This window comes from Chryseobacterium sp. KBW03 (assembly GCF_003852415.1).
Classification (GTDB): Bacteria; Bacteroidota; Bacteroidia; order Flavobacteriales; family Weeksellaceae; genus Chryseobacterium; species Chryseobacterium viscerum.
Map to the genome: position 1 here is coordinate 57,691 of NZ_QAJO01000007.1, position 21,757 is coordinate 79,447.

The 21,757-nt window shown below is 36.8% G+C and carries 21 protein-coding genes; 7 read left to right on the forward strand and 14 right to left on the reverse strand.

All coding sequences use genetic code 11. From position 1 onward, the window contains the following. Positions 1-53 precede the first annotated feature (53 nt). On the forward strand, positions 54-1,394 hold the full coding sequence (locus tag DBR39_RS16195; protein WP_124534812.1) for a carboxylesterase family protein: 1,341 nt from the start codon (positions 54-56) through the stop codon (positions 1,392-1,394). 247 nt (positions 1,395-1,641) lie between these two features. Beyond that, on the forward strand, positions 1,642-1,809 hold the full coding sequence (locus DBR39_RS24295) for a hypothetical protein (protein WP_185147203.1): 168 nt from the start codon (positions 1,642-1,644) through the stop codon (positions 1,807-1,809). A 285-nt stretch (positions 1,810-2,094) separates the two neighbouring features. Here DBR39_RS24295 and DBR39_RS16200 read toward each other — a convergent pair whose 3' ends face one another. From DBR39_RS16200 to lpxK, 6 genes are all read right to left on the reverse strand, one after another. After that, positions 2,095-3,567, reverse strand: coding sequence for an alpha-amylase (locus tag DBR39_RS16200; protein WP_124534814.1), 1,473 nt, complete (start codon positions 3,565-3,567; stop codon positions 2,095-2,097). A 44-nt stretch (positions 3,568-3,611) separates the two neighbouring features. Further along, entirely contained in the window at positions 3,612-4,709 is a 1,098-nt protein-coding gene (gene dinB / locus DBR39_RS16205; RefSeq protein ID WP_124534816.1) for a DNA polymerase IV, read from the reverse strand. 185 nt (positions 4,710-4,894) lie between these two features. Then, positions 4,895-5,347 (reverse strand): GNAT family N-acetyltransferase, encoded by a 453-nt coding sequence (locus tag DBR39_RS16210; RefSeq protein ID WP_124534818.1) that lies wholly within the window; start codon positions 5,345-5,347, stop codon positions 4,895-4,897. A gap of 88 nt (positions 5,348-5,435) precedes the next feature. Next, a complete protein-coding gene (locus tag DBR39_RS16215) occupies positions 5,436-5,951 on the reverse strand; it encodes a TlpA family protein disulfide reductase (RefSeq protein WP_124534820.1) in 516 nt (171 codons plus the stop codon). A gap of 211 nt (positions 5,952-6,162) precedes the next feature. Beyond that, complete coding sequence (locus DBR39_RS16220; protein WP_124534822.1) at positions 6,163-6,978, reverse strand: purine-nucleoside phosphorylase; 816 nt, start codon at positions 6,976-6,978, stop codon at positions 6,163-6,165. After that, complete coding sequence (lpxK, locus tag DBR39_RS16225) at positions 6,962-7,987, reverse strand: tetraacyldisaccharide 4'-kinase (RefSeq protein ID WP_103231910.1); 1,026 nt, start codon at positions 7,985-7,987, stop codon at positions 6,962-6,964. The genes DBR39_RS16220 and lpxK overlap by 17 nt, the downstream gene beginning before the upstream one ends. A 109-nt stretch (positions 7,988-8,096) precedes the next feature. Between lpxK and truA the strand changes: the two genes are divergently transcribed. From truA to DBR39_RS16245, 3 genes are all read left to right on the forward strand, one after another. Beyond that, positions 8,097-8,828, forward strand: coding sequence for a tRNA pseudouridine(38-40) synthase TruA (truA, locus tag DBR39_RS16230; protein WP_103231911.1), 732 nt, complete (start codon positions 8,097-8,099; stop codon positions 8,826-8,828). Between the two features lie 28 nt (positions 8,829-8,856). After that, a complete protein-coding gene (locus tag DBR39_RS16235; RefSeq protein WP_103231912.1) occupies positions 8,857-9,198 on the forward strand; it encodes a hypothetical protein in 342 nt (113 codons plus the stop codon). A 288-nt stretch (positions 9,199-9,486) separates the two neighbouring features. Continuing rightward, positions 9,487-11,244 carry an ABC transporter ATP-binding protein gene (locus DBR39_RS16245; RefSeq protein WP_124534824.1) on the forward strand — a complete coding sequence of 586 codons (1,758 nt, stop codon included), beginning with the start codon at positions 9,487-9,489 and terminating at the stop codon, positions 11,242-11,244. A 326-nt stretch (positions 11,245-11,570) separates the two neighbouring features. Here DBR39_RS16245 and DBR39_RS16250 read toward each other — a convergent pair whose 3' ends face one another. The 6 genes from DBR39_RS16250 to DBR39_RS16275 all read right to left on the reverse strand — a co-directional run bounded on the left by DBR39_RS16250 (position 11,571) and on the right by DBR39_RS16275 (position 16,804). Further along, entirely contained in the window at positions 11,571-13,352 is a 1,782-nt protein-coding gene (locus DBR39_RS16250; protein ID WP_185147204.1) for a M43 family zinc metalloprotease, read from the reverse strand. Positions 13,353-13,410: 58 nt separating this feature from the next. After that, positions 13,411-14,025, reverse strand: a complete 615-nt coding sequence (locus tag DBR39_RS16255; RefSeq protein ID WP_124534828.1) for a class I SAM-dependent methyltransferase — start codon at positions 14,023-14,025, stop codon at positions 13,411-13,413. Further along, positions 14,022-14,615: a hypothetical protein gene (locus DBR39_RS16260; protein ID WP_124534830.1), complete on the reverse strand. Its 594-nt coding sequence runs from the start codon at positions 14,613-14,615 to the stop codon at positions 14,022-14,024. Before DBR39_RS16260 ends, DBR39_RS16255 begins: the two co-directional genes overlap by 4 nt. Then, on the reverse strand, positions 14,605-15,075 hold the full coding sequence (locus tag DBR39_RS16265; RefSeq protein WP_124534832.1) for an RNA polymerase sigma factor: 471 nt from the start codon (positions 15,073-15,075) through the stop codon (positions 14,605-14,607). The genes DBR39_RS16260 and DBR39_RS16265 overlap by 11 nt, the downstream gene beginning before the upstream one ends. Continuing rightward, the gene (locus DBR39_RS16270; RefSeq protein WP_124534834.1) at positions 15,075-15,926 is read right to left on the reverse strand and encodes an alpha/beta fold hydrolase; all 852 of its coding nucleotides are present in this window, start codon (positions 15,924-15,926) and stop codon (positions 15,075-15,077) included. The genes DBR39_RS16265 and DBR39_RS16270 overlap by 1 nt, the downstream gene beginning before the upstream one ends. 203 nt (positions 15,927-16,129) lie before the next feature. After that, positions 16,130-16,804 carry a DUF4919 domain-containing protein gene (locus DBR39_RS16275; RefSeq protein WP_124534836.1) on the reverse strand — a complete coding sequence of 225 codons (675 nt, stop codon included), beginning with the start codon at positions 16,802-16,804 and terminating at the stop codon, positions 16,130-16,132. A 219-nt stretch (positions 16,805-17,023) separates the two neighbouring features. Between DBR39_RS16275 and DBR39_RS16280 the strand changes: the two genes are divergently transcribed. Continuing rightward, positions 17,024-17,239 (forward strand): hypothetical protein, encoded by a 216-nt coding sequence (locus DBR39_RS16280; RefSeq protein WP_034696179.1) that lies wholly within the window; start codon positions 17,024-17,026, stop codon positions 17,237-17,239. 60 nt (positions 17,240-17,299) lie between these two features. Here the strand turns inward: DBR39_RS16280 and DBR39_RS16285 are convergent, their stop codons facing one another. Next, a complete protein-coding gene (locus DBR39_RS16285; protein WP_124534838.1) occupies positions 17,300-18,592 on the reverse strand; it encodes an MFS transporter in 1,293 nt (430 codons plus the stop codon). Between the two features lie 110 nt (positions 18,593-18,702). Then, positions 18,703-19,455, reverse strand: coding sequence for a DUF3575 domain-containing protein (locus DBR39_RS16290; protein WP_228447853.1), 753 nt, complete (start codon positions 19,453-19,455; stop codon positions 18,703-18,705). Positions 19,456-19,620: 165 nt separating this feature from the next. Between DBR39_RS16290 and DBR39_RS16295 the strand changes: the two genes are divergently transcribed. After that, positions 19,621-21,705: a TonB-dependent receptor domain-containing protein gene (locus DBR39_RS16295; RefSeq protein WP_124534842.1), complete on the forward strand. Its 2,085-nt coding sequence runs from the start codon at positions 19,621-19,623 to the stop codon at positions 21,703-21,705. The last annotated feature ends 52 nt before the right edge of the window (positions 21,706-21,757 follow it).

Genomic DNA, 21,757 nt, shown 5'->3' on the forward strand with positions numbered 1-21,757 from the left:
ATTTGTGTTTAAATAATTAAATTTATAAAGAGAAAAGTTTCACAGTTTTAAAGATGACACCAAATCAGCAAGACACTCCTATTTTTGAAACCCGTTTCGGAAGAATTTTAGCACTAAAAGAAGAAGGAATTATCAGGGCTAGAAGTATTCGTTATGCCCATTCTGAAAGATTTAAAAAACCTGTTTCTGTAGAGCCCTCATTATTTTCGATGATTATTTCTCCGGAAAAAACTCCGGTATGTCCGCAGGCTTTAAGCCCGCTTGTGGAAAAAATGATCGGAGTAACACCTGTCGAAAATTTCGAGGTCGATGAAGCTACACAATACCTTTCCATAACCCGTCCGGAAATAATTTCTGAAAACGAAAAACTTCCTGTTGTAGTCTGGATTCACGGAGGTTCTCATGAGATAGGGTGTGGCGATCTCGCCACTGCCGATTCTGCCGAATGGGTCAAAGAACAGCATATTATCGTGGTTGCTGTTTCATATCGCCTAGGATTGTTTGGCTTCTTAGGTGGCGAAGAGGGTAGACCTGCTAATCTTGGGCTCTTGGATATGATTGAAGCATTGAAGTGGATAAAAATCAATATTGCAGATCTTGGAGGTGATGAAAATAATATAACCCTTCTCGGACAGTCTTCAGGAGGTGATGCCATTGCACACTTAATGATTTCAGAAGGAGTGGAAAATTTATTTCAGCGTGTGATTATTCAAAGTGCTCCTTTGGGACTACGTCATAAAAGACAAAAAATGTCTGCGGAATTTCTGACAAAAACAGAAATATTGAAAGATGAAACCGATGTTTTAAAAATGATGGATGGGTACAGAAATTTTTTACCATCTGTAATAAAATATGGTCTGAAAGCAGTAATGCCTTTTGGTACTCAATACGGATACTTTCCTTTATGCAAAGAAGAGGAGTCGGTGGAAATGTGGAGAAAGAATGCTCAGAAATATGATGTGCTGATTGGTTTCAATAATGACGAAACGGCTTTTTATCTTAAAACCTCAGAGGCCTTAAATAAATATTTCGGGAAAGGGCTGGGATTAACAATTATGGATAAAGCTGTAGAAAAAACTACAGCACTTATCTATGGGAATCCGGCAAGAAAGTTTGCCCAGAATCTGGCCGAAGCCGGTGGAAATGTCTATCTTTTCAGAATTCATTCAAAATTGAAAGACAATCCTATCGGAGCACCGCACTGCATTGATCTTCCTTTGATCTTTGGGAATGAGTCAGCCTGGAAATCTTCCGAACTGCTGAAAGATATTCCCTGGAGCCGTATTCATGAGAATGGTAAAAAGCTGAGGGCACTCTGGGCTGAATTTTCTCGCACCGGAAAGATATCTGATACCTCAGAAAGACCGGAAATCCTGGAACTCAGAAAAATGTAACCACACATCAAAACTTATAAAATCTATCAACTTAACAAATTCCTCAACTGAAGACGTAAACATTCTCCTTTTCTGGAGGTGTGGCGAAAATTCAAAGAATTTTTGACGGGATGGTCAGCCATATCTTCAATACTCACTTGTTTTAATGTAAATTATGTATGTTTAATCATGTAATTGGTATTGAATATATATTCATAATTGATATTTTTAATGTATATTTAATTACTAAACCATAAAAACAGTCATTATGAAAACAAAAAAAGATGTTAAAGTAAGAAAATTGAACCGTCAGGAATTGAAGAGTTTAAAAGCCGGAGATTTAAATTGGGGTAAAGTATGCTGTACTTCCAACGAAGATGGACAATGCTGTGAATGGGCGATAGATGTTTGGAACTGTCAATATATCTATTGCTAAAATAGAGTATTCTAATACAATATAAGGCATATATGATCATCATGTATGCCTTTTGTCATTGACTGCGTCGAATCTTCAATTTCTGATGAAGGAAGAATCTTATTAATAATAGTCAGTTGTTTGAGATTCTTCATTATATTTTACTCACCACTTCCAGCAGTTTGAACTAATTTAATTCAGAAAAATTTAAACTTAACCCACTTTAAGTAATTGAAAGAGGGGTTCTAATGGGCGATACCCCTTGTCAAGGTTTCAAACCTTGACAAGGGGTATTAAAATTTAATCTTATTCAGGAATCCAAACGCTCACATTTCCTGCCGGAGCAGGGAAATCTCCCCATCCGTTTTCATCAATGATTACTTTATCTTTGGATCTTTTCAATAGATCTTTGAATTTTTTTCCAGCATACAGTATTCCTACTTCCATAGGCTTGTTGTAAGAATCTTTATTGCTCAGAACAACAGCACATCCGCTATGCTCATCATCGCCCATCCGTACCCATCCGAGACAGTTCGCATCCTCAAAATAATCCTGCTGTTCACCATACGCATGGTCTTTCCTTGCTTTTAATAACTCTTCAATACCATCTACTTTGGGCATAAATATTTCCTGATCATTGCCTTCTCTGTCTTTATCCACATAATGTGCTCCATAAAGATCAGGATAAAATACACAGGGATAGCCCTCTTTTCTCAATAAAATCAAAGCATAGGCAATTGGCTTGAACCATGGTTCTACAGGAGCTTCAAGATCTTGTAAAGGCTGTGTATCATGATTGGCCACCAAACTTACAGAATGCATAGGATCTGCCTGGGTAAGGGTTTCATCAAAAATTCGTCTGAGATCATAAGAATCTCCTTCTCTGGACGCTGTATGGAAATTATTCTGTAATGAACTGTCAAAAAGGCTCATACAGCCTTCCGTCACCTCAATATATTTTTGAAGAAGATGAAGATAGCCGGGAGCCCAGTACTCTCCAACAGCGAAAATATCTTTTCCGGAATTGGAACGGAGCAGCATAAGCCATTCTTTATAAAAATCAAAAGAAATATGTTTTAAAGCATCCAGTCTTACCCCATCAAAATCGGTCTGGTCAAAATACCATTTTGCCCAATTATTGAGCTCTTCCCGTACAAAAGGATTCCGGTGCTCAATATCATTATACATCAGATAGTCATAATTTCCTTTTTCATCATCTATCATTTCCTCCCAGTCATTTCCGTATTCTGACTGTATTTTGAAGATATGGGGATCCATACCTTCAGCGTAATCTACGCCACTGAAACAGTTGAAGTTCCATTCAAAATCAGAATATTTTTTTCCTCTTCCGGGAAAGGTAAATTTGGTATAAGACTCTATTTCGATGACATCGGAAATTACTTTTTCTCTGTTCTCTTCATCTACTTTTACGACTTTGAATTTTTCCAGTTCATCACCGCCGGCTTTATGCCCCAGCACAATGTCTACAATGACTTGTATATTTTGTTTCTTTAGGGCTTTAATTGCTTTTGTATAATCGTTTTTAGTACCGTATTTGGTAGGAAGGGTTCCTTTTTGATCAAATTCTCCAAGATCATAAAGGTCGTAGGCATCATATCCGATAGAATAACCGCCATTGGTGCCTTTATAGGCGGGAGGAAACCATACAGAAGTAATTCCAAGTTTTGCTAAGTATCCGGCCTGTTTTTCGGCTTCTTTCCACAATTTTCCGTCGCCTTCAGAATACCAATGGAAAAACTGAATCATGGTTGGGTTCATAAATTTGCTGATTTGGTTCATACAAGGTAGCGAAAAAATATGACCTATTCATTTTCGAATTCTTCAAACGGGATTTTTAGTTGAACGGAAACCTGCTTTTTTTCTTCTGTATTTAGTTGAGAGAGAGATAATCCGAGCAGGCGTACCGCTTTGTCAAAAGGTCGAAGTTCCCAAAGTTTTTTTCCGGTACTGAAATATTGTTCCGGAGAGGAAAAATAATCTTCCCTAGTTATACTTCTTGTGAAAAGCGAGAAATCTTTATATTTTATCTTTAGGGTTAAAGTCCTTCCAAGAATATTATTTTTCTGTAACCTTTGGTGAAGTTCTTCTCCAAGACTTTCCAGTTTTTCGTTGATCTGCTGTTCATCCAGAAGATCTTCAAAGAAAGTTCTTTCCACAGCCACACTTTTCTGAATCCGATGAGGTTTTACCTCAGAAGTATGAATACCGCGTACCACATTGTAATAATGCTGGCCGGACTTTCCGAAAAGCCTTACCAGATCTTCGAGTGATCTCTTTTTTAAATCTTTTCCTTTATAAATTCCTAAACTAAACATTTTGTTAGCTGTCACTTTTCCAACACCATAAAATTTTTCTACAGGCAACTCTTCCAGAAAATGCTCCATTTTATCAGGATGAATCGTTTTCTGGCCATTCGGTTTATTGATGTCAGAAGCTACTTTAGCCAAAAACTTATTAACTGAAATACCTGCAGAAGCTGTAAGGCCAGTCTGTTCAAAAATTTTCTGACGGATTTCTTTGGCGATGAGGTTGGCAGATTCCATCCCTTTTTTATTTTCCGTGACATCCAGATAGGCTTCATCCAGTGATAGGGGTTCTACTAGGTCAGTATATTCATAGAAAATTTCCCGGATTTTTTTTGAGATCTCTTTATATCTGGCAAATCGGGGAGGAACAAAAATAAGATGCGGACATTTTTCTTTGGCTGTCTTACTGGGCATTGCAGAGCGTACTCCATATTTTCTGGCTTCATAGCTTGCTGCTGCAACTACACCACGATGTTGTCCTCCAACCGCAATAGGCTTGCCTTTCAATGTAGGATTATCATGCTGCTCCACAGAAGCATAGAATGCATCCATATCTACATGAATAATTTTACGAAGAGGCAAAGAAAAATCCATATACAAAGATATGGATTCCTTTATTTATGGTAACTTTTTATAGAAGGGAAGTTTGAAGCTGGAGGCTTGAAGTTAATGTGGTCGATAGAGAAATTTATAACCCGACTTATTGAAAATTAATTAAAAGAATACCCGATTATTTATTGCACTATAACTACTTCTATCTTCCTGCTTTCAGCCTTTTACTATTTCAGTCTCATGGTGAGAAGGTGGGGCTCGAAACCTGCTTTTTCATAAGCTTTTATCGCAGATTCGTTTTGAGCATATACATCCAGTCTTATTTCACTGATTCCTCTTGACTTTGACCATGAAATAAGTTCATCAGTAATCACTTTATTGATTCCTTTTCCTCTGTGTTCCGGCTTTACATACATAAACCCCAGATAAGAATACTTTTCAAATTGATTGTAATATTTTTCCGATTTTCTGATCAGGGCATATCCTGATGCAATAATTTCGTTATTTTCTTCAGCAACGATTACAGTTGCATCCGGAGACTGTATCAGAGACTTTAAATCATAATAATGAATCTCTCCTTCAATAAGTGTACTATTGAATGGTCTTTCTGCAGTAACAACTCCCTGTTCGAATTCTAAAAGAATTTCTAAATCCTGTTCTTTGGCTTCTCTTGTGATCATGGTGTTCAATAAATAAAATTTTAAAACTCATTGAAATCTGATGATTTTCAATGAGTTTTTATGTTTTTCGGATTAAAATAAATGACGGTTATTTTAAAAGTTTGTCTATGGTTTGCTGAAGTTCAGGGTCTTCAGGTGATATTGCATAATATTTTGCAATAGATGATTTCTGATCAATCACCATGTATCTTGGGATCCAGTTAAGATCTACATAGTTATTGAAATCATTTTTCCATCCGGAAGCAAACCAATAATTTTCTTTGTTTTTCATATCAAATCTTTCCAGACTTTTTTCAAACCCTTCTTTTGAACGGTCTAATGATAGAAATACAAAATCAATATTCTTGTTATTTTCTTCCAGTTCCTTCGCTTTGGGAAGTGCATTTAAGCAATCTCTACACCATCCTGCCCAAAAATCGATAACCAGAACTTTTCCTTTATGCTGATCAAGAATCTGCTGGATGCTAATGGTTTTTCCATCTTCATCTTCCAGTTTCTGTTGTAACGCTTCCTTTGAAAATCCTGTTTTAAGAGTGGCAGGTACCTTTTGTGAATAGCTTATCCCAAAAATACCCATCATAAAAATTAATATCAACTTTTTCATCTCGACAATTTCATTTGTACAAATCTAAACAATGAATTGCAATCTGAGATTGATTTCTGTTGAATTAGGAAAAATTTATAATATTGATGGATTCTATGGGGTATGAGAGTAGGAGTGTGTAAACCACCCCGGCAAAAATTCAAAGAATTTTTGCCACCTCTTCCACGGAGGGGAATATTGTGTCTTCGGTTGTAATATTTGTGAAATATTTTTACTGATAGTTTTTAATCAAACCTTTTACAACGGCAATTACGTTAGGCATTGCTTTGTTAGCGGCATTCAAAACTTCTTCGTGAGAAACGGCAAAAGCTACATCTGGTCCGCCAAGGTCTGTGATCACGGAAATACAGAATACATCCATTCCCATATGTCTGGCAACGATTACTTCGGGAACGGTGCTCATTCCTACCATATCGCCACCAATGGCTTTGATCATACCATATTCGGCCGGAGTTTCAAAAGTTGGTCCCTGTAATGCTACATAAACTCCTTGATAGATTTTAATATGATGGTCAGCGGCAGCCTGTTCTGCTGTAGCAATCATTTTTTTGTTATAAGGCTCGCTCATATCCACAAAACGAGGTCCGAGCTCATCAATATTTTTTCCACGAAGCGGATGCTCAGGCATAATGTTGATGTGATCTTTCAGAATAACGATATCGGCAACGCTGTAAGCAGGATTCACTCCGCCACAGGCATTGGAAAGAATAAGATTTTGAATTCCCAGCAGATGAAAAACTCTTACAGGGAAAGTCACAGTCTCCATTGAGTGCCCTTCGTAATAATGGAAACGGCCACTCATTATCATTACTTTTTTTCCTTCCAGGAGTCCATAAATGAGCTTTCCGGTATGACCGGCTACCGTGGTTTGTGGAAAATGGGGGATGTCTTTGTAGTCTAAAGAATGGATAGGTTCTATTTCATTCTGTAATTTCCCCAGCCCGGATCCTAAAACGACTGCAAAATCAGGGGTTTCCTGAATAATATTTTTAATAAAATCTGCAGTCTCTTTAATTTTTTCTAACATAATCTAAGATGATTTGATTGAATTCTTCTTTCTTATCAATAAGTACATTGATAGGCCAGTAGTAAACAATATCTCTAAGATAATCAAAAGTTTTCAGACGTACATAATCTTTCTCTGTGGTTAATATCAGTTTATATTCTCCTAATTTTTTATACTCAGCAACGATTTTTTTAATATCGTCATCGGTGAAATTATGATGATCTCTGAACTTTAAATGTTTTACCCTTTTTGAAAATTTAGCAAGATGTTCCAGAAGCGGTTTAGGATTGGCAATTCCGGTGATCAGTAAAATATCATAATAATTCAGGTTGTTATCCGGAAGCATTTTATCTTTTCCGTATACATTTTCGTCATAACCAATGGATGAAAAGAAAACTTTCTGCCCGTAAGAAGGTCTGATTCTTGAGATGTAATATCTTTTTGTTTCCTCAGTAAGCTCATCAGGACATTTACTGACCATAATGATGTCTGCTCTTTTGTAGCCGGATCTTGATTCTCTGAGATCTCCTGCGGGAAGCACATAATCTTTAAAAAAAGGATCATTAAAATCAGTCATCAGAATATTGAATCCAGCCTTAATAGCCCTATGCTGCATGGCATCATCCAGTACAAGAACCTGAAGATCCATATCATCAATTACTTTTTTAGCTCCGGGAACACGTTCTTCTGAAACGGCAATGACAAAACGGTTTTTAAAACGTTCAAAAAGCTGCATGGCTTCATCACCTACCACTTTGTAGTTGCTTTCGTAATTGGTTACCTCATAACCTTTGGTCAGTCTTCCGTAACCCCGTGAAAGTACACCGGTTCTGTAATGTTTGGATAAATACTGGGCAAGATACATCACCATGGGTGACTTTCCGCTTCCGCCCACAGAAAGGTTTCCGACATTGATTATCGGTGTCTTGAATTTTGTCGACTTAAAAATTCCCAGATCATACATCGTGTTCCGGATACCCGTTACCAAATGATAACCAAGGGAAAAAGGATAAAGGTACCATCTTTTCATACGATTGCAAAAATAGGAATTTTCACAGGCATTTTGAGCAATATTCTCAAAGACTTTTCAATAAATATTTCATTAAATTAAAGTATTTTTGTGGAGTTATTATAATACATTGAGATACTTTATAGAATTTTCTTACAACGGAAAGAATTATTTTGGCTACCAGATACAGCCGGATGCTATTTCTGTACAGGAAGAACTGGAAAAAGCACTTTCCACTATTTTAAGGGAAGAGATTAAAACTACAGGAGCGGGTAGAACGGATACGGGTGTTCATGCCAAAAAAATATTTGCCCATTTTGATACGGAGCAGGAATTGAACGATCAGTTTCCACGAAGGCTGAATGGTTTTCTGCCGCCTGATATATCCATCAAAAGGATTTTTCCGGTAAAAGATGATTTTCACGCCCGTTTTGATGCTACTTACAGAACGTATGAGTATTATATCTCACTGGAAAAAAATCCATTCACACAAGAATCTGCCTGGCAGCACTGGAAAAGAACTCTTGATATTGATAAAATGAATGAGGCCTGCAAAATTCTTTTTGAATATGAGGATTTTACCAGTTTTGCAAAATTAAAGACCGACAACAAAACCAATATCTGCAAAATGTATAAAGCAGAATGGGAACAGAATGGAACGGAACTGAAATTCACCGTTTCGGCCAACCGTTTTCTCAGAAACATGGTTCGTGCTATTGTCGGTACCATGGTAGAAATAGGAACCGGAAAACTGCAGCCTGAAGATCTTCGTCAAGTAATTGAAGATAAAAACCGAAATGCAGCAGGAACTTCAGCACCGGGACATGGATTGTATCTGGTGGATGTGGGATATGAATTTTAAATAAAAAACTAAAAACAAAATAATAATCATGTTATCAATTTTCATTCTTATCGGTGCCTACCGATATTATGCACAGCTAGCAGAAAGATTTGGGAAAACAAAATGGCACTACGGTCTTTTGGCAATAGGTATTTATTTGGGAACCCAGATTATTTTAGGACTCAGCTATGGTGTTTATTTAGCTTCAACAGATCCTGAATCTTTAGATAATGTAAATTATACAGGTTTTTCAGGAATTAACATCCTAAGTTGGCTAATCTCTATTGTGGCAGTTTGGGGAGTTTATAAACTTCTTGAAAACAAATTTATAAGAGAAAGACCAACAAAAACAATTGAAATTGAAGAAATAGGGAAGACTATTGATCAGTAAGGACCGGAACATTTCTCTTTTTAGTATCAGAAATTAAGATTCCAATAGTATTGTTGGTTTCAAAGAGTTTGCAGGCAGAAGTCATTTCATTTGTGGAGAAAAAAATTGGGAAGAAGTAGCAGGATATGTTTTGGGCTGGATACAAAAGCATGCTTAATATATTCATATTGTAAATCATAGGTATCTGAAATTTTCTATGACGATTTGTTGAAGTTGTAAAGGCTGGCAATTTATAAAGTCTTATTTTTGCATAGAATTTTATTTTAATTCTTTCTTTCGATTCGTACAATGAAAAAACAAGATACCTGGGAGATTATAAAAAGGCTGTTCTTTATCGGAATGAAATTTCGTTCATGGTTCATCCTTACTCTTGTAATTTCCATCATCCTTTCAATAGTTTCTACTTATAGACCTTATCTTACTATGCAGGTGGTGGATAACGATATTACAAAGCTGCATGATAAAGCTTTGATGATGAAACATATCTATATCCTTGTAGGGTTGGTATTTGCAGAAACGATTTTAAACTTTTTCTTGGTTTATTTCTCAAATTTTATCTCGCAGAATGTAATCAGAGATATAAGAGAAAGATTATATGCCAAGCTAATTTATTTCAAGACCTCATTTTTTGATAAAACACCTATCGGGCAGTTAGTAACGCGTGCTGTAGGAGATGTGGAAACAATTGCTACAGTGTATACAGATGGTTTCCTGATGGTATTCGGGGATATTCTGAGAATTCTGTTTGTATTGGTGATGATGTTCAGTACCAATGTTCACCTGAGTTATATTACGCTGGCTATTTTACCTTTAATGGTGCTTATTACAAGATTCTTCCAGAAAAGACTTAAAAAAGCTTTTGGGGATGAAAGAAACTGGACGTCCAATCAAAACTCTTTTGTTCAGGAAAGGCTGGCCGGAATGTCGATTATTCAAGTATTCAACAGACAGGAATCTGAGTTTAAGAAATTTGATGACATCAATATTACATTGAAAGGAGCATTGTTGAGAACAGTATTTATTTTCTCACTATTCTTTCCTGTAGTGGAGCTTATCTCTTCATTATTCATAGGATTTATCCTTTTCTACGGCGGTTATATTACGATCAGTGCCGGAGTAGTAATTGCCTTTATTCAGTATATTTCAATGTTGATCCGTCCTTTGAGGCAGATTGCAGACCGTTTCAATAATATCCAGAGAGGAATTGTAGGAGCAGAAAGAGTGTTGGGATTAATGGATGAAGAAAATTCAATGCCGAACCACGGAACGGTGAAGAAAGATCATTTTGCCGGAAAAATTGAATTCCAGAAAGTGCATTTTGCCTATGATGAGAAACAGGAAGTTCTGAAAGGAATTGATTTTAAAGTAAATCCGGGCGAAACGGTAGCGATTGTAGGGGCGACAGGTGCCGGAAAATCTACTATTATCAGCTTGATCACAAGATTATATGATATCAATTCCGGGAATATTCTGATTGATGATATTGATTTAAAAGATTATGAGCTTTATAATCTGAGAAGCCATATCGGAGTGGTATTGCAGGATGTTTTCCTTTTCCATGGAAGTATTTTTGAAAACCTTGCGTTCGGGGATGACAGCATAACGCTTGATAAAATAAAAGCTGGGGCCAGAGAAATTGAAGTAGATCAGTTTATCGAGCAGCTTCCAGGCGGATATGATTATGTAGTAAGTGAAAGAGGTTCATCCATCTCATTAGGTCAGAGACAATTACTGTCTTTCCTGAGAGCTTATTTATCCGATCCTAAAATTTTAATTCTGGATGAAGCAACGTCTTCCATAGACCATGAAAGTGAAAAGCTGATTCAGCGAGCAACAGAAAAAATTACCAAAAACAGAACGTCCATTATTATTGCCCACAGACTTTCTACGATTGAAAAGGCCGATAAGATCATTGTAATGGAGCATGGGAAAATTGTGGAAGAAGGCAAGCATCTTGAGCTTCTTGATAAAAACGGATATTACTCTACTCTGTACAAAGCTCAGCTGCGTCACGAAGTAGAAGTGGAGGAAGAAAAAGAATCATAATCCAGGAAGAAATCATTCCTGAGAAATTAAATAAACAAAAAAGAGAGCCATCAATGACTCTCTTTTTTTTATGAAGCAGAACAACCATTACATTGATTATTTTAACCACAAAAGACACAAATTTTTAAACGCTTAAGTTTTTTTAGAACCAAGCTTTATGCATCATAAGTACACCTAAGTTTTGTAAAAATCTTTGATATTCATCTTATGTGAGCTTTCCTGTGACATCTTTTAAACTTACTTAATGTGGACTAAAGAATTTTAAAACGAAAGCTTTTGTGACTTTTGTGGCTTTATAAAGTTGAGACTGTTTTTATGAATGAATGTTAGAATTTTAATTTTTTAGTGATCACTTTTCCATCTTCCAGGACTGCAGTTACAGTAATAACCAGATTCTTCTGATCAACCGTATATTTGAATTCTGAAGATTTGACATCCGTTTTTCTCATCAATAACCTTCCTGAAGCATCATAAATATGCACTGAAGAGATTTTCGTATGACTTCTTACCGATACAGAATTTTCATCTTTAAAAATAGAAGGTGCATTTTTCAATCCTGCATTTTCTACTGCTAATAAGCCCTGAGATTCAATAATTACAGAATAATCTTCCACCTGTCCGTATTTTGGAGTATAGCAGGCTGTTACAGCCGTACCATTGAATTCACCAATCACTCTCATCCTTAAAGGAGTATTGAGGACCGCATTAGCTGGAGGGGTTACCTGAGCAGTTGCAAATGAGCCGTTACTCACCCCGGTTTGGTTAAGAACCAATTCTGTAGATTCACTAAACTGACCGTCATTATTATAATCAATATACGCTTTGATAACGTGAGCATTGTTTGTTCCCGGAGCTACAGTAAGGGTTGTAGCGGAGTTTTGAGGAATAGTGGTTTTTGAGATACCTGAGCAATAAGTGCCGGTAAAGTTTTCATAAAAATTATTGGCAGCCTGTTTAAAATTACTGGAGTAATTGTTGATGCTGCCGAATTTTACTGAAGTAATCCCTACATTGTATCCCCCAGGATTCGTGATTGAAGCAGGAGTACACGCATTCGTTAATGTTGCACTGTTATTAATAGTAGTTGTAGAGGCTACCGGTGAATTGATTAATGACAGTCTGTATTGTAAAAGCTGTGCCGTTGCTCTGTCGGTTTGCCCCTGGGTAAATAAATTTCTGAAACAGTATGTATATGCCATCACATTTCTTTCCCCTCCACTGTATAACTGATTGGTACAAGGATTAATCTGTCCTGTCTGGCAGGTATGAGGAACAGTAGAGTGATAAAGACTTTTCATAGGCTCTGTATCACAAACAAGATCTCCATCCAATGTACAGTCGTTGTTTACAGGGCAGTCTCCTGTCGTTTCATTATATCCCTGATGCGTATGTCTGAGACCTAAAGCATGTCCGAATTCATGGGCTAAAGTCTGAGCATTCACGGCAGAAGCACTAGTAGCCATAAAAGCATAGTCATTGCTTCCTCCGGGATAATACGCAAAACCATTCAGGCCTCCGGAGTTGGATGTCAGTTTTTTAACAACATAGATATTGTAATATTTTGAAGTATCCCACATTCCCATTGCGGTAATCTCAGAAGCCGTTACAGCATTGGTGGTATTATCGTTATTTACCCCTCCGCTTACATATTTTGGAAGTGTGGATGCATTGATTCTGTTGATTCCATTGGTCGCATTACAGCTGGGATCCTTGGTTGCGAAAACAAATTTCACAGGAAGAACAGCACTTGTTCCGGACATTCCACTGGTAGAGTTGCCGGCAAAAACCCCGTTGGTATAATTTACCCAAGCAATGATATCGGCATCAGACTTATTATTGGTCGTACCTACAGCACTTCCATCCCCTACAACATGTACAACAACAGGAATTTCATACACCTGGTTGTTGAGCTTGGAAGCGAGTTTTCCGCTTTTGATCATTTTTGATAATTTCAGGTTGAAAGCATCATCCTGTGCTTTCTCCTCAGGATACCTTTCATAATGTTTTTTCATTAATTCATCGGTCCCGCATTCCTGAAATTCCAAACTTTGTGAATAAAAATGAGAGCAGAATGCTCCTGAAATAAGCAGAAATAATAATTTTTTCATAGTATTTTTCATTTAAGAGTTGTGAATCTAAAAATAAATAAAAAATACTTATAAATAATTAACGCTTTTTAAAACTACAGAAAACAAAATTCTGAGTGGTTCCAAAAGGAGTCATATGATCTTCAGTAATACATTTTATCTTGTCAAAACCTGCTTCAAATTTTCCCGATAATGACTCTTCATCATACTGCTGAATATCCAATCCGCTGCATTTCGTGGGACCGTTTTTAGAAAAAGTTCCGAGGATCATAAAGGTATTCACGTTCTTCTCTGCAATATCAATATATTTTGAAACCTGTTCCTGAGTGGTCAGAAAATGAAAAGCTGCCCTGTCATGCCAGATGTCATAGGTTTCCATCGGTTCAAATGCAGTAATATCTGTGGCGATCCATTTTACTTTAGCGGCTGTATCTCCCAGTCTTTCTTTCGCTTTTTCCAAAGCTTTGGCGGAGATGTCAAGGACTGTGATATTTTCATAGCCTTCTTCAAGGAGAAAATCAACGAGACTGCTATCTCCGCCGCCAATATCAATGATGCGGGCTCCTTTTTCCAATCCTGATGACTTGATAAAGTCAAGCGAGGTCTGTGGTTTTTTCTGGGTCCAGCTTACCTGATCAGGATTTTTGGTTTCGTATACGTTTTCCCAGTGTTTTTTGTTGTCAGAAGAACTCATGAGTTTTTTAATTGATTATTGATCTCTTCAAATTTATCGATTAATTCGTTAAGTTTCCCTTGTTGCTTCTTTATGGTTCTTGGTCTCAGATAAAACCAGTTGAAAGCAATCCAAGCAAATGTTACGGCATAGGTCAGAATACCTGAGCCAAGAGTCATTCTTGAAGTGTATTCATACATATAAAAGCAAATTCCCAGAAACAGCATGATGAAATACAAGTTGAGTATCGTTGTCTGCATAAACTTCTGTTTGCTTTTTACCACATATAAACTTTGGAGATACTCATTATTGGACTGCGTCTGATCAATTTTGTAAAACACCATAAACATTTTGTTATAGACAAACAGGAACATGACCATGGCCAGAATAACCAGTACGATACCGATCTTTGTAGTAATCATTTGAGGCTGGTAACGGTACCAGATGAAAAGAATTAATAATGAAGTGGTGATTAATCCAATGTTGGCAAAGATCAATCTGCGTAGATTTTGGTTTCTGAATTTTTTCAGCTTTCCGAGAAGCTCTTCCAGATTAGGTTTGCTGGAAGTCTGCTGCTTCCATATATTTTTTAAATCTATATTAGTAGCCATTTTCTTTAAACTTTTGCGTTAATTTTTCTTTTATCCTGTGAATTTTTACCCGGATATTAGATTCTGAAAGTCCAACAATGTGGGCTATTTCAGCCTGCTTTACCTCTTCCAGTTCCAATGAAATGATGATTCTGTCCGTTTCAGGCAATTCTGAGATAAATTGATACAGCAATTGTATCTGAGGTTCCATGGATTCCTGCTTTTTCTCTTCCAGGTTGATGGGTAAATCAGTTTTGGTAAATTTCTTTTCCTTTTCAATCTGCCGGAGACAGTTATTAGAAGCAATTCTGAAGATCCATGTTCCTACACTGGATTCATTCCTGAATTTCGGGAGCTGCTGCCACACAATGATAAATGTTTCCTGAGCAAGATCCTGAGCGAGGTCAGTATCATTCACATATCCCATGCATAGACGGAATATCCTTTGCCAGTAGAGTTCGTATATCTCCTCAAAAACCATTATTTCGCAGATAAAAAGTGAGTAAGCTGATTAAAATACCAATCTTTATCATCATACATAATGAAATGTAAACCTTTTGAAGCATACTGCATATTGGTGTTTTTCAGGTTTTTATATTGCTCTTCGATTGAAGGTTTTAAATTTACGAAAAATGACTCCAAAAGAATAAGCGAAGGACACTGTACATTTTTTATTTTTTCTCTGAGATCGGTATTGGAAAAATCACAGTACATTTTGGCAAATGTTTTACGGTCTGATTTCATACTCCAACCGATCACTGTTTCCTGCATAGAAGAATCAGCCAATAGGCGCGGGATAGTCTGGGTCTGCATTTTACGGAACTGCTCATCATTCATCGCTGTTAATTTCTCGATGGTAGAGCTACAGTCGTTATTTTCCTTAGAAGTGAAATTAGGATCAGATAATGCTGCCAGACAAGGAAGAGTATCTACAATGACGATCTTACCTACAAGCTCCGGATAGTCTGCTGCAATTGCCAGAGCAAGGCCTCCTCCCATGCTGTGTCCGATGATAATAGGTTTGTCAATTTTATGAGTCTTTATATAAGTGGCAATTGCTTTTTCCCACCCTTTAAAGCTGACATCTGCCTGTGGTTTTGTTCCTGCAAACCCGGCCATTGTTAAGGTGTAACAGGTAAAGTCTTTTTCAAATTTTGCAGTTGTTTCGTTCCATACCTCTCCTGAGGAAGCAAACCCCGGAATAAATAGTAAAGACTGAGTTCCTTTTCCGGTTTTCTTTACGTCAAAAGGATATGCTGTTTCCTGTCCGAATATATTGCATACTGCTAAAAAAAATAACATGATGATAAGAAGGAATGTGAATTTTTTCATGATTTCTAAAGTTTTAAGGTTTATTTGTCTTTTAGAGACGAACCGTTAAAAAATGTTACACAAAAATTTATTTTTTTTGAAAAAAAATATTTTCCCTTCTCCGAAACCCTTATCATTAGGGCGAAATCATATGAAATTTATTTTTATAAAAATTGATAGGTGCTATTTGTAATAGATGAAATGGTATAAAAAACACAGGACTATTAATCTAATATTCTTCCATAGAATCTGCTGATATCAAAATAAAACCCCGGGATTTTATATTTGCCTTTTTCGAATTCCTGATAATCACATTTTCCATTGTGGCTTTGTGCTTTGGTTTCCATTTGAAATCTGTTCAAAAGTACATATTCATCAGTAACGGAAATGATATGAAAACCTGTTTCACATGTCAAACCATCACCGGAAGTAAGAATTGCTCCTAATAACCCGTGGAAGTTTCCTGCAATTTTTTTGGCAGTGTTATCGTCATTATTCAAATGGTACAAATAAGCGAGATAATTCATGGCACGCAGATCCAGTGGGTTTTCATCCAAAGCATCCAGAAACAGCCGGATTCCTTTCGAAAGATCTTTTTGTGAAATACCTTCGCCACGATAATATTTGGCTACTTCTTCCGCTTTCTTCCCTATTTTATAAGGTTTATATTCTTTTTGGAAGGTATAGCCGAAGTAAAGATGACGGTATTGATTGCTTGTAAGAAGCGTATCATTCTTTTTTAAACTTTTTAAAAGTTCCGGATAATAGAATTCTGAGTTTTTATTCTCAATATTTTTTTGAATTAAAGCATAATCCGGTGCTTTGAATTCCAGCTTCTGAGCTTGTAAAAAGCTAAGCTGTATTAAAAAGAATAATAAGAAGAATGCTTTGATATTCATGGATTGTATAGCGTTGTTACAATTTTTCGAAGAGTTAAAAATACAAAATATGTATCAATTGAATGATATTCTCTGACAATTTGTAAAAAATACAATAAAATATTATCAAAGTGTTATTTTGTGTTGATAAATTTACTAACTTTATTCGGAATTTGAGAGGTTACCCCTAACATTGAGAGGGGTAAATGTAATTTTTAACTAAAAAACCAAAAAATATTAATGAGTAGTAGTATACAAGATGAATTTAAAGTCTTTAAAGACGAATTGAGAAAGTTGAATATCGAAGTACAGAAAGTTGTAAAAGTAGGAAACGGTAGTATGGATTTCCATGAGGTTTTCTACAAATCGCCGAGGTATGAGGAGGTAAAAAGTATATATGTTCAGCGTCATAATCTGGACAGTATGATTGAAAAATTTAAGCAAGCCTATCATTAAAAAATAGAACATGCGCCACAGATCCTCTGTGGCGCATGTTTTTTATAAGGGTATATAATATTAATCTTTATCCAGTGTTGAGGTCTTTCTGGTATCTTTCATTCCGATATACACCACCAGAGAAAAAAGAATACATCCGGTAATGTACCAGTAAAAGTATTCTTCAGAACCAATCTTTTTAAACCAAAGAGCGATATATTCTGCAGTTCCCCCAAATACCGCTACTGTAACTGCATAAGGTAATCCTACACCAAGTGCCCTGATTTCGGAAGGGAAAAGCTCAGCCTTTACTACGGCATTGATAGAAGTGTATCCGCTTACAATAATTAAAGCGGCCATAATCAGTGAAAATGCAGCCCACATTGAAGTCGTTGTACTGAGTGCTGTAAGAAGCGGAACAGTACATAAAGTTCCCAGGATACCAAAGCCTAAAAGAAGAGGTCTTCTTCCGATCTTGTCGGATAATGCTCCAAATACGGGCTGAAGACAGGCAAATATAAATAATGAAATAAAAGAGACTAGGGTAGATTCTTCCTTCGTAAGATGTACCGTATTTACCAGGAATTTCTGCATATAAGTCGTATAGGTATAAAATGCTAATGTTCCCCCTAAAGTTAGTCCTATAACGGTAAGCAAGGCTTTCGGGTGTTTCAGGAGTTCCTTCACAGTTCCTTTTTTCTTTTCACTCACCTCTTTTTTATTCTCAAAAGCTTCCGTTTCATGAAGATTAGCCCGAAGGTACAATGCAATGATAGAAAGCATAGCCCCAATCACAAAAGGAATTCTCCATCCCCAATCTTCCAGTTGAGCTTCAGTCAGCAGTAATTTCTGTAAAATAAGCTGAATTCCCAAAGCGATAAGCTGTCCGCCAATCAGAGTGACGTATTGAAAACTTGAATAAAACCCTCTTCTCTCCTGTGTAGCCATTTCGCTGAGGTACGTTGCCGAAACACCATATTCTCCGCCTACACTCAATCCCTGAAGCAATCTTGCAAGCAAAAGTAATAAGGGAGCCAGAATACCGATTGATTGATAAGTTGGGGTAAGCGCAATAAGCAGAGATCCGAAAGACATAAGCAACACCGAAAGGGTCATCGCTTTCTTTCTTCCCACCTTATCTGCAATACTCCCGAACATCCATCCGCCAATAGGACGCATAAGAAAACCTACAGCAAATATTCCTGCGGTATTCATCAGTTGTGCATTAAGGTCAGAGTCCGGGAAAAAAGAATGTGAAAAATAAATGGCAAAGGCTGCATAGGCATACCAGTCATACCATTCGACAAGATTTCCGATAGATCCGCCTATGATGGCTTTGATTCTTTGAGCGGTGGTAATAGAGGTCGGGTTCATAGATATTATTTTCAGGCAAGTTTTGTAATAATGGCATCCAAGATACAAATTTCATAAAAAAATAAACCGCTCTGAAAAAGAACGGTTTGAATATTACGGGGTTGTATATTTTAAAACCTATATCCTATAGAAAGCCCGCTTCTGAAACCAGCCCATGGTCCGTCCACTTTTATTCTGGCTCCATTGGCATTGGTTTCTACCGAATACTTTACAAATGGAATGTCCAGGTTTTCAATTTCTTTTTTAAGCTGAGCCTGCATATCAGGAGTCAGTACATAATCGGAGGTCATCGTAAAGTCTCCTTTTCCGCTTCCATAGTGAGCTCCCGCGATCCAGAAATCCAGTACAAGATTCTGACTTCTGGTCAGAAAGAACTGAACTCCGACCATTAATCCTCCGCTGTTTCCATTAGTGTCTCCCTGACCTTTAAGCGGGATTTGATAGGTAATTGAATTAGGACCATTGTAATCATAATAAAAATCAAAAGTATTGGAAGTAACACTTGAATATCTGTAATACGGTGCAAAATAAAATCCTTTTCCATAGCCTTTTCCAATGTAAAACCTTGGTTCTATGGTGAAATTCGTAGCTTTTACTCTAAGATTCTGGAATCTTTTCTCGTCTTCATCTTTCAGAAAGGCATTGATGAAAGGCACTTTTCCTTCCGGCATCGTTCCGAAGCCGATGTTCACTGAAAACCATTGGTTGATGGCCCGCTCATAAGACAGATTGATATTTCTGAATGCGTAAGCCGTGACATTGGTCTTGACGATATTCATCTTTTCTGCCGAACTGTTTTCAATTTCCTGAGCTTCCAACGCAGAAAACAGGAAGCACGGAATTAATATGAATGCTTTTTTCATGACTCTATATTTTGTGATGTAAAAAAATACCAGCAAAAAACGGGCTGAATTTAACATAATAATTAGAATTTAAAGAAAATTTATTGATAATTTTATTAGGTTATGATTGTAAATGTAATATACATCGGTGATTAATTGTCCTAATAGTATAATTCATCATCAGACATGAAAAAAACTATTTATACCATATTCTTTCTTTGCGGAACTTTTATTTTTTCCCAGGAGAAAAAAAATGATACGGCTGATGCTTCAGCAACCAAAGAAATTCAGGAAGTTATTTTGAAATCACAACGTAAAAAACAGTTTGCCGATAAAGCCGTTTATACTTTTGATAAAGAAGCCCTGGAAAGAGCACGCTATGCAAAGGATCTGCTTCGTACACTTCCCGAATTACAACTGGATCCGGTAGCCAATACAATTACCAGTACCAAAGGAGGAACTACACTATTTCTTATCAACGGAATTGAAGCTACAGACATGCAGATCCGAAGCGTTGCTCCCAGTGAGGTTGTCAAAGTAGAATATTATGATATTCCGCCTGCAAGATGGGCAACACGGGCAGATACTGTGGTCAATATTCTGACAAGATCTACGGAAACGGGGTATGTTTTCGGAGCTGATATTTCTACTGCTCCCAATACCGGATTCGTGAATGGTTCTGCCTACGCCAATTATACCAAAGGGAAAAATAATTTCGGACTTGAATATTCCCTGAATTTGAGAGATTATAATGACAGAAGGGTAAATAGTGTCTATGATTATCAGCTGAACGGAAATCATTACCGTTCTGATGAAAACAGAACCGATCATTTTGGATATACATTCCAGAATGTTGCCTTGCGTTATACCAGGCTTGTTCCTGATGATTATGCTTTTCAGGCAAAACTGAATATGGATATTTTCAGCAGATTTTCAAAAGGAGTAGGGCAGAGTGTCTTTACAGAGGACAATCTGAAAGAAGAACACGAGATGTTTAAAAATAATAATTCAGATTATGTGATTCCCAAGCTGGATCTTTATTATTCTAAAAAGATGGGTGAAAAAGATGAGCTGAGCATTAATGTGGTGGGGTCTCATTATACAACCAATACATCGGAAACAGCCAAAGAATGGGTGGTTGGGTCAGGACTTTCAGTATATGACAATGATATGGTTCTGAAAGCAAAACAGACGAGTCTGGTGGGAGAGCTGGCTCATACCCATGATTTCAAAGCAGGAAAACTTTCATCCGGATATCGTATTTCAAGATCGTCTATTTCCAATGACCTGAATAATCTTGCCGGATATTCTCAATACAATGTTACCTATCTGGAGCAGTATTTGTACACTGAGTTTGCAGGAAAAATAGATAAATTCAGTTATCGTATTGGAGCCGGACTTACAAATATTCACAACAAAAGTGCAGAGAATACTTTTGATGAATGGACCTTTACTCCAAAGGTTATTCTGGCATATCAGATTAAAGGAAATCAGAATCTTCGGTTTACAGCAAGTTATAATCCTGTAAGCCCATGGAGTAATGCTTTGAGTAGCAACGTTGCGCAGCTGGCGCCTAATATTGTTCAAAGAGGAAATCCTTTTTTAGAATCTCAGCAGGTCTTTTCTAATAACCTGACATATTCTTTTAATAATAAATATTTTGATTTTAATGCAGGCCTATTTTACCGGTATACCAACAGGGTGATCAATCAATATTACGTTCAGGATGATGTATTGGGAGGCTACGCGCTGACGTATGAAAACGGAAAAAATGGACAGCGATATGGAGTACAGCTGACGGGGTCTTATAAACCTTTCGGAAATAGCCTGCTTGTTATAAAAGCTGTGATCACACCGACTTCTGAGACCGTGAGGACAAGTAAAGGGGCTTTGATCAAAAATGATTATTTAGGAAATTATTTTTCGCTTTCCTCGGAATATAAATCATTTTCTGTTCAATACCAGTTCAATATTCCTGTATATAATCTTAGTGGAGCCTTTCTTAATACCAACGAAAATCAGAATAATATTTTTATCAGCTATAAACACAAAAACTGGACATTTTCTACAGGAATGTACTGGATAGGAATGCCATCGGAATATAAAACGAAAAGTTTGCCGGAAAGTTTAGTAGACTATAAAGTTCATACCCAGATTATGAACAATAAATCAATGTTTGTTCTAGGACTAAGTTATGATTTTTCAAAAGGTAAAAAGACAGAGATTCAGCGAAAGCTTAATAATGAAACTGCTCCTGCAGCTACTTTTTAGAAATAATTTTGAAAATAGGATGGAGGTGGGTAGCTGGAAGAGGGGAGTTCAT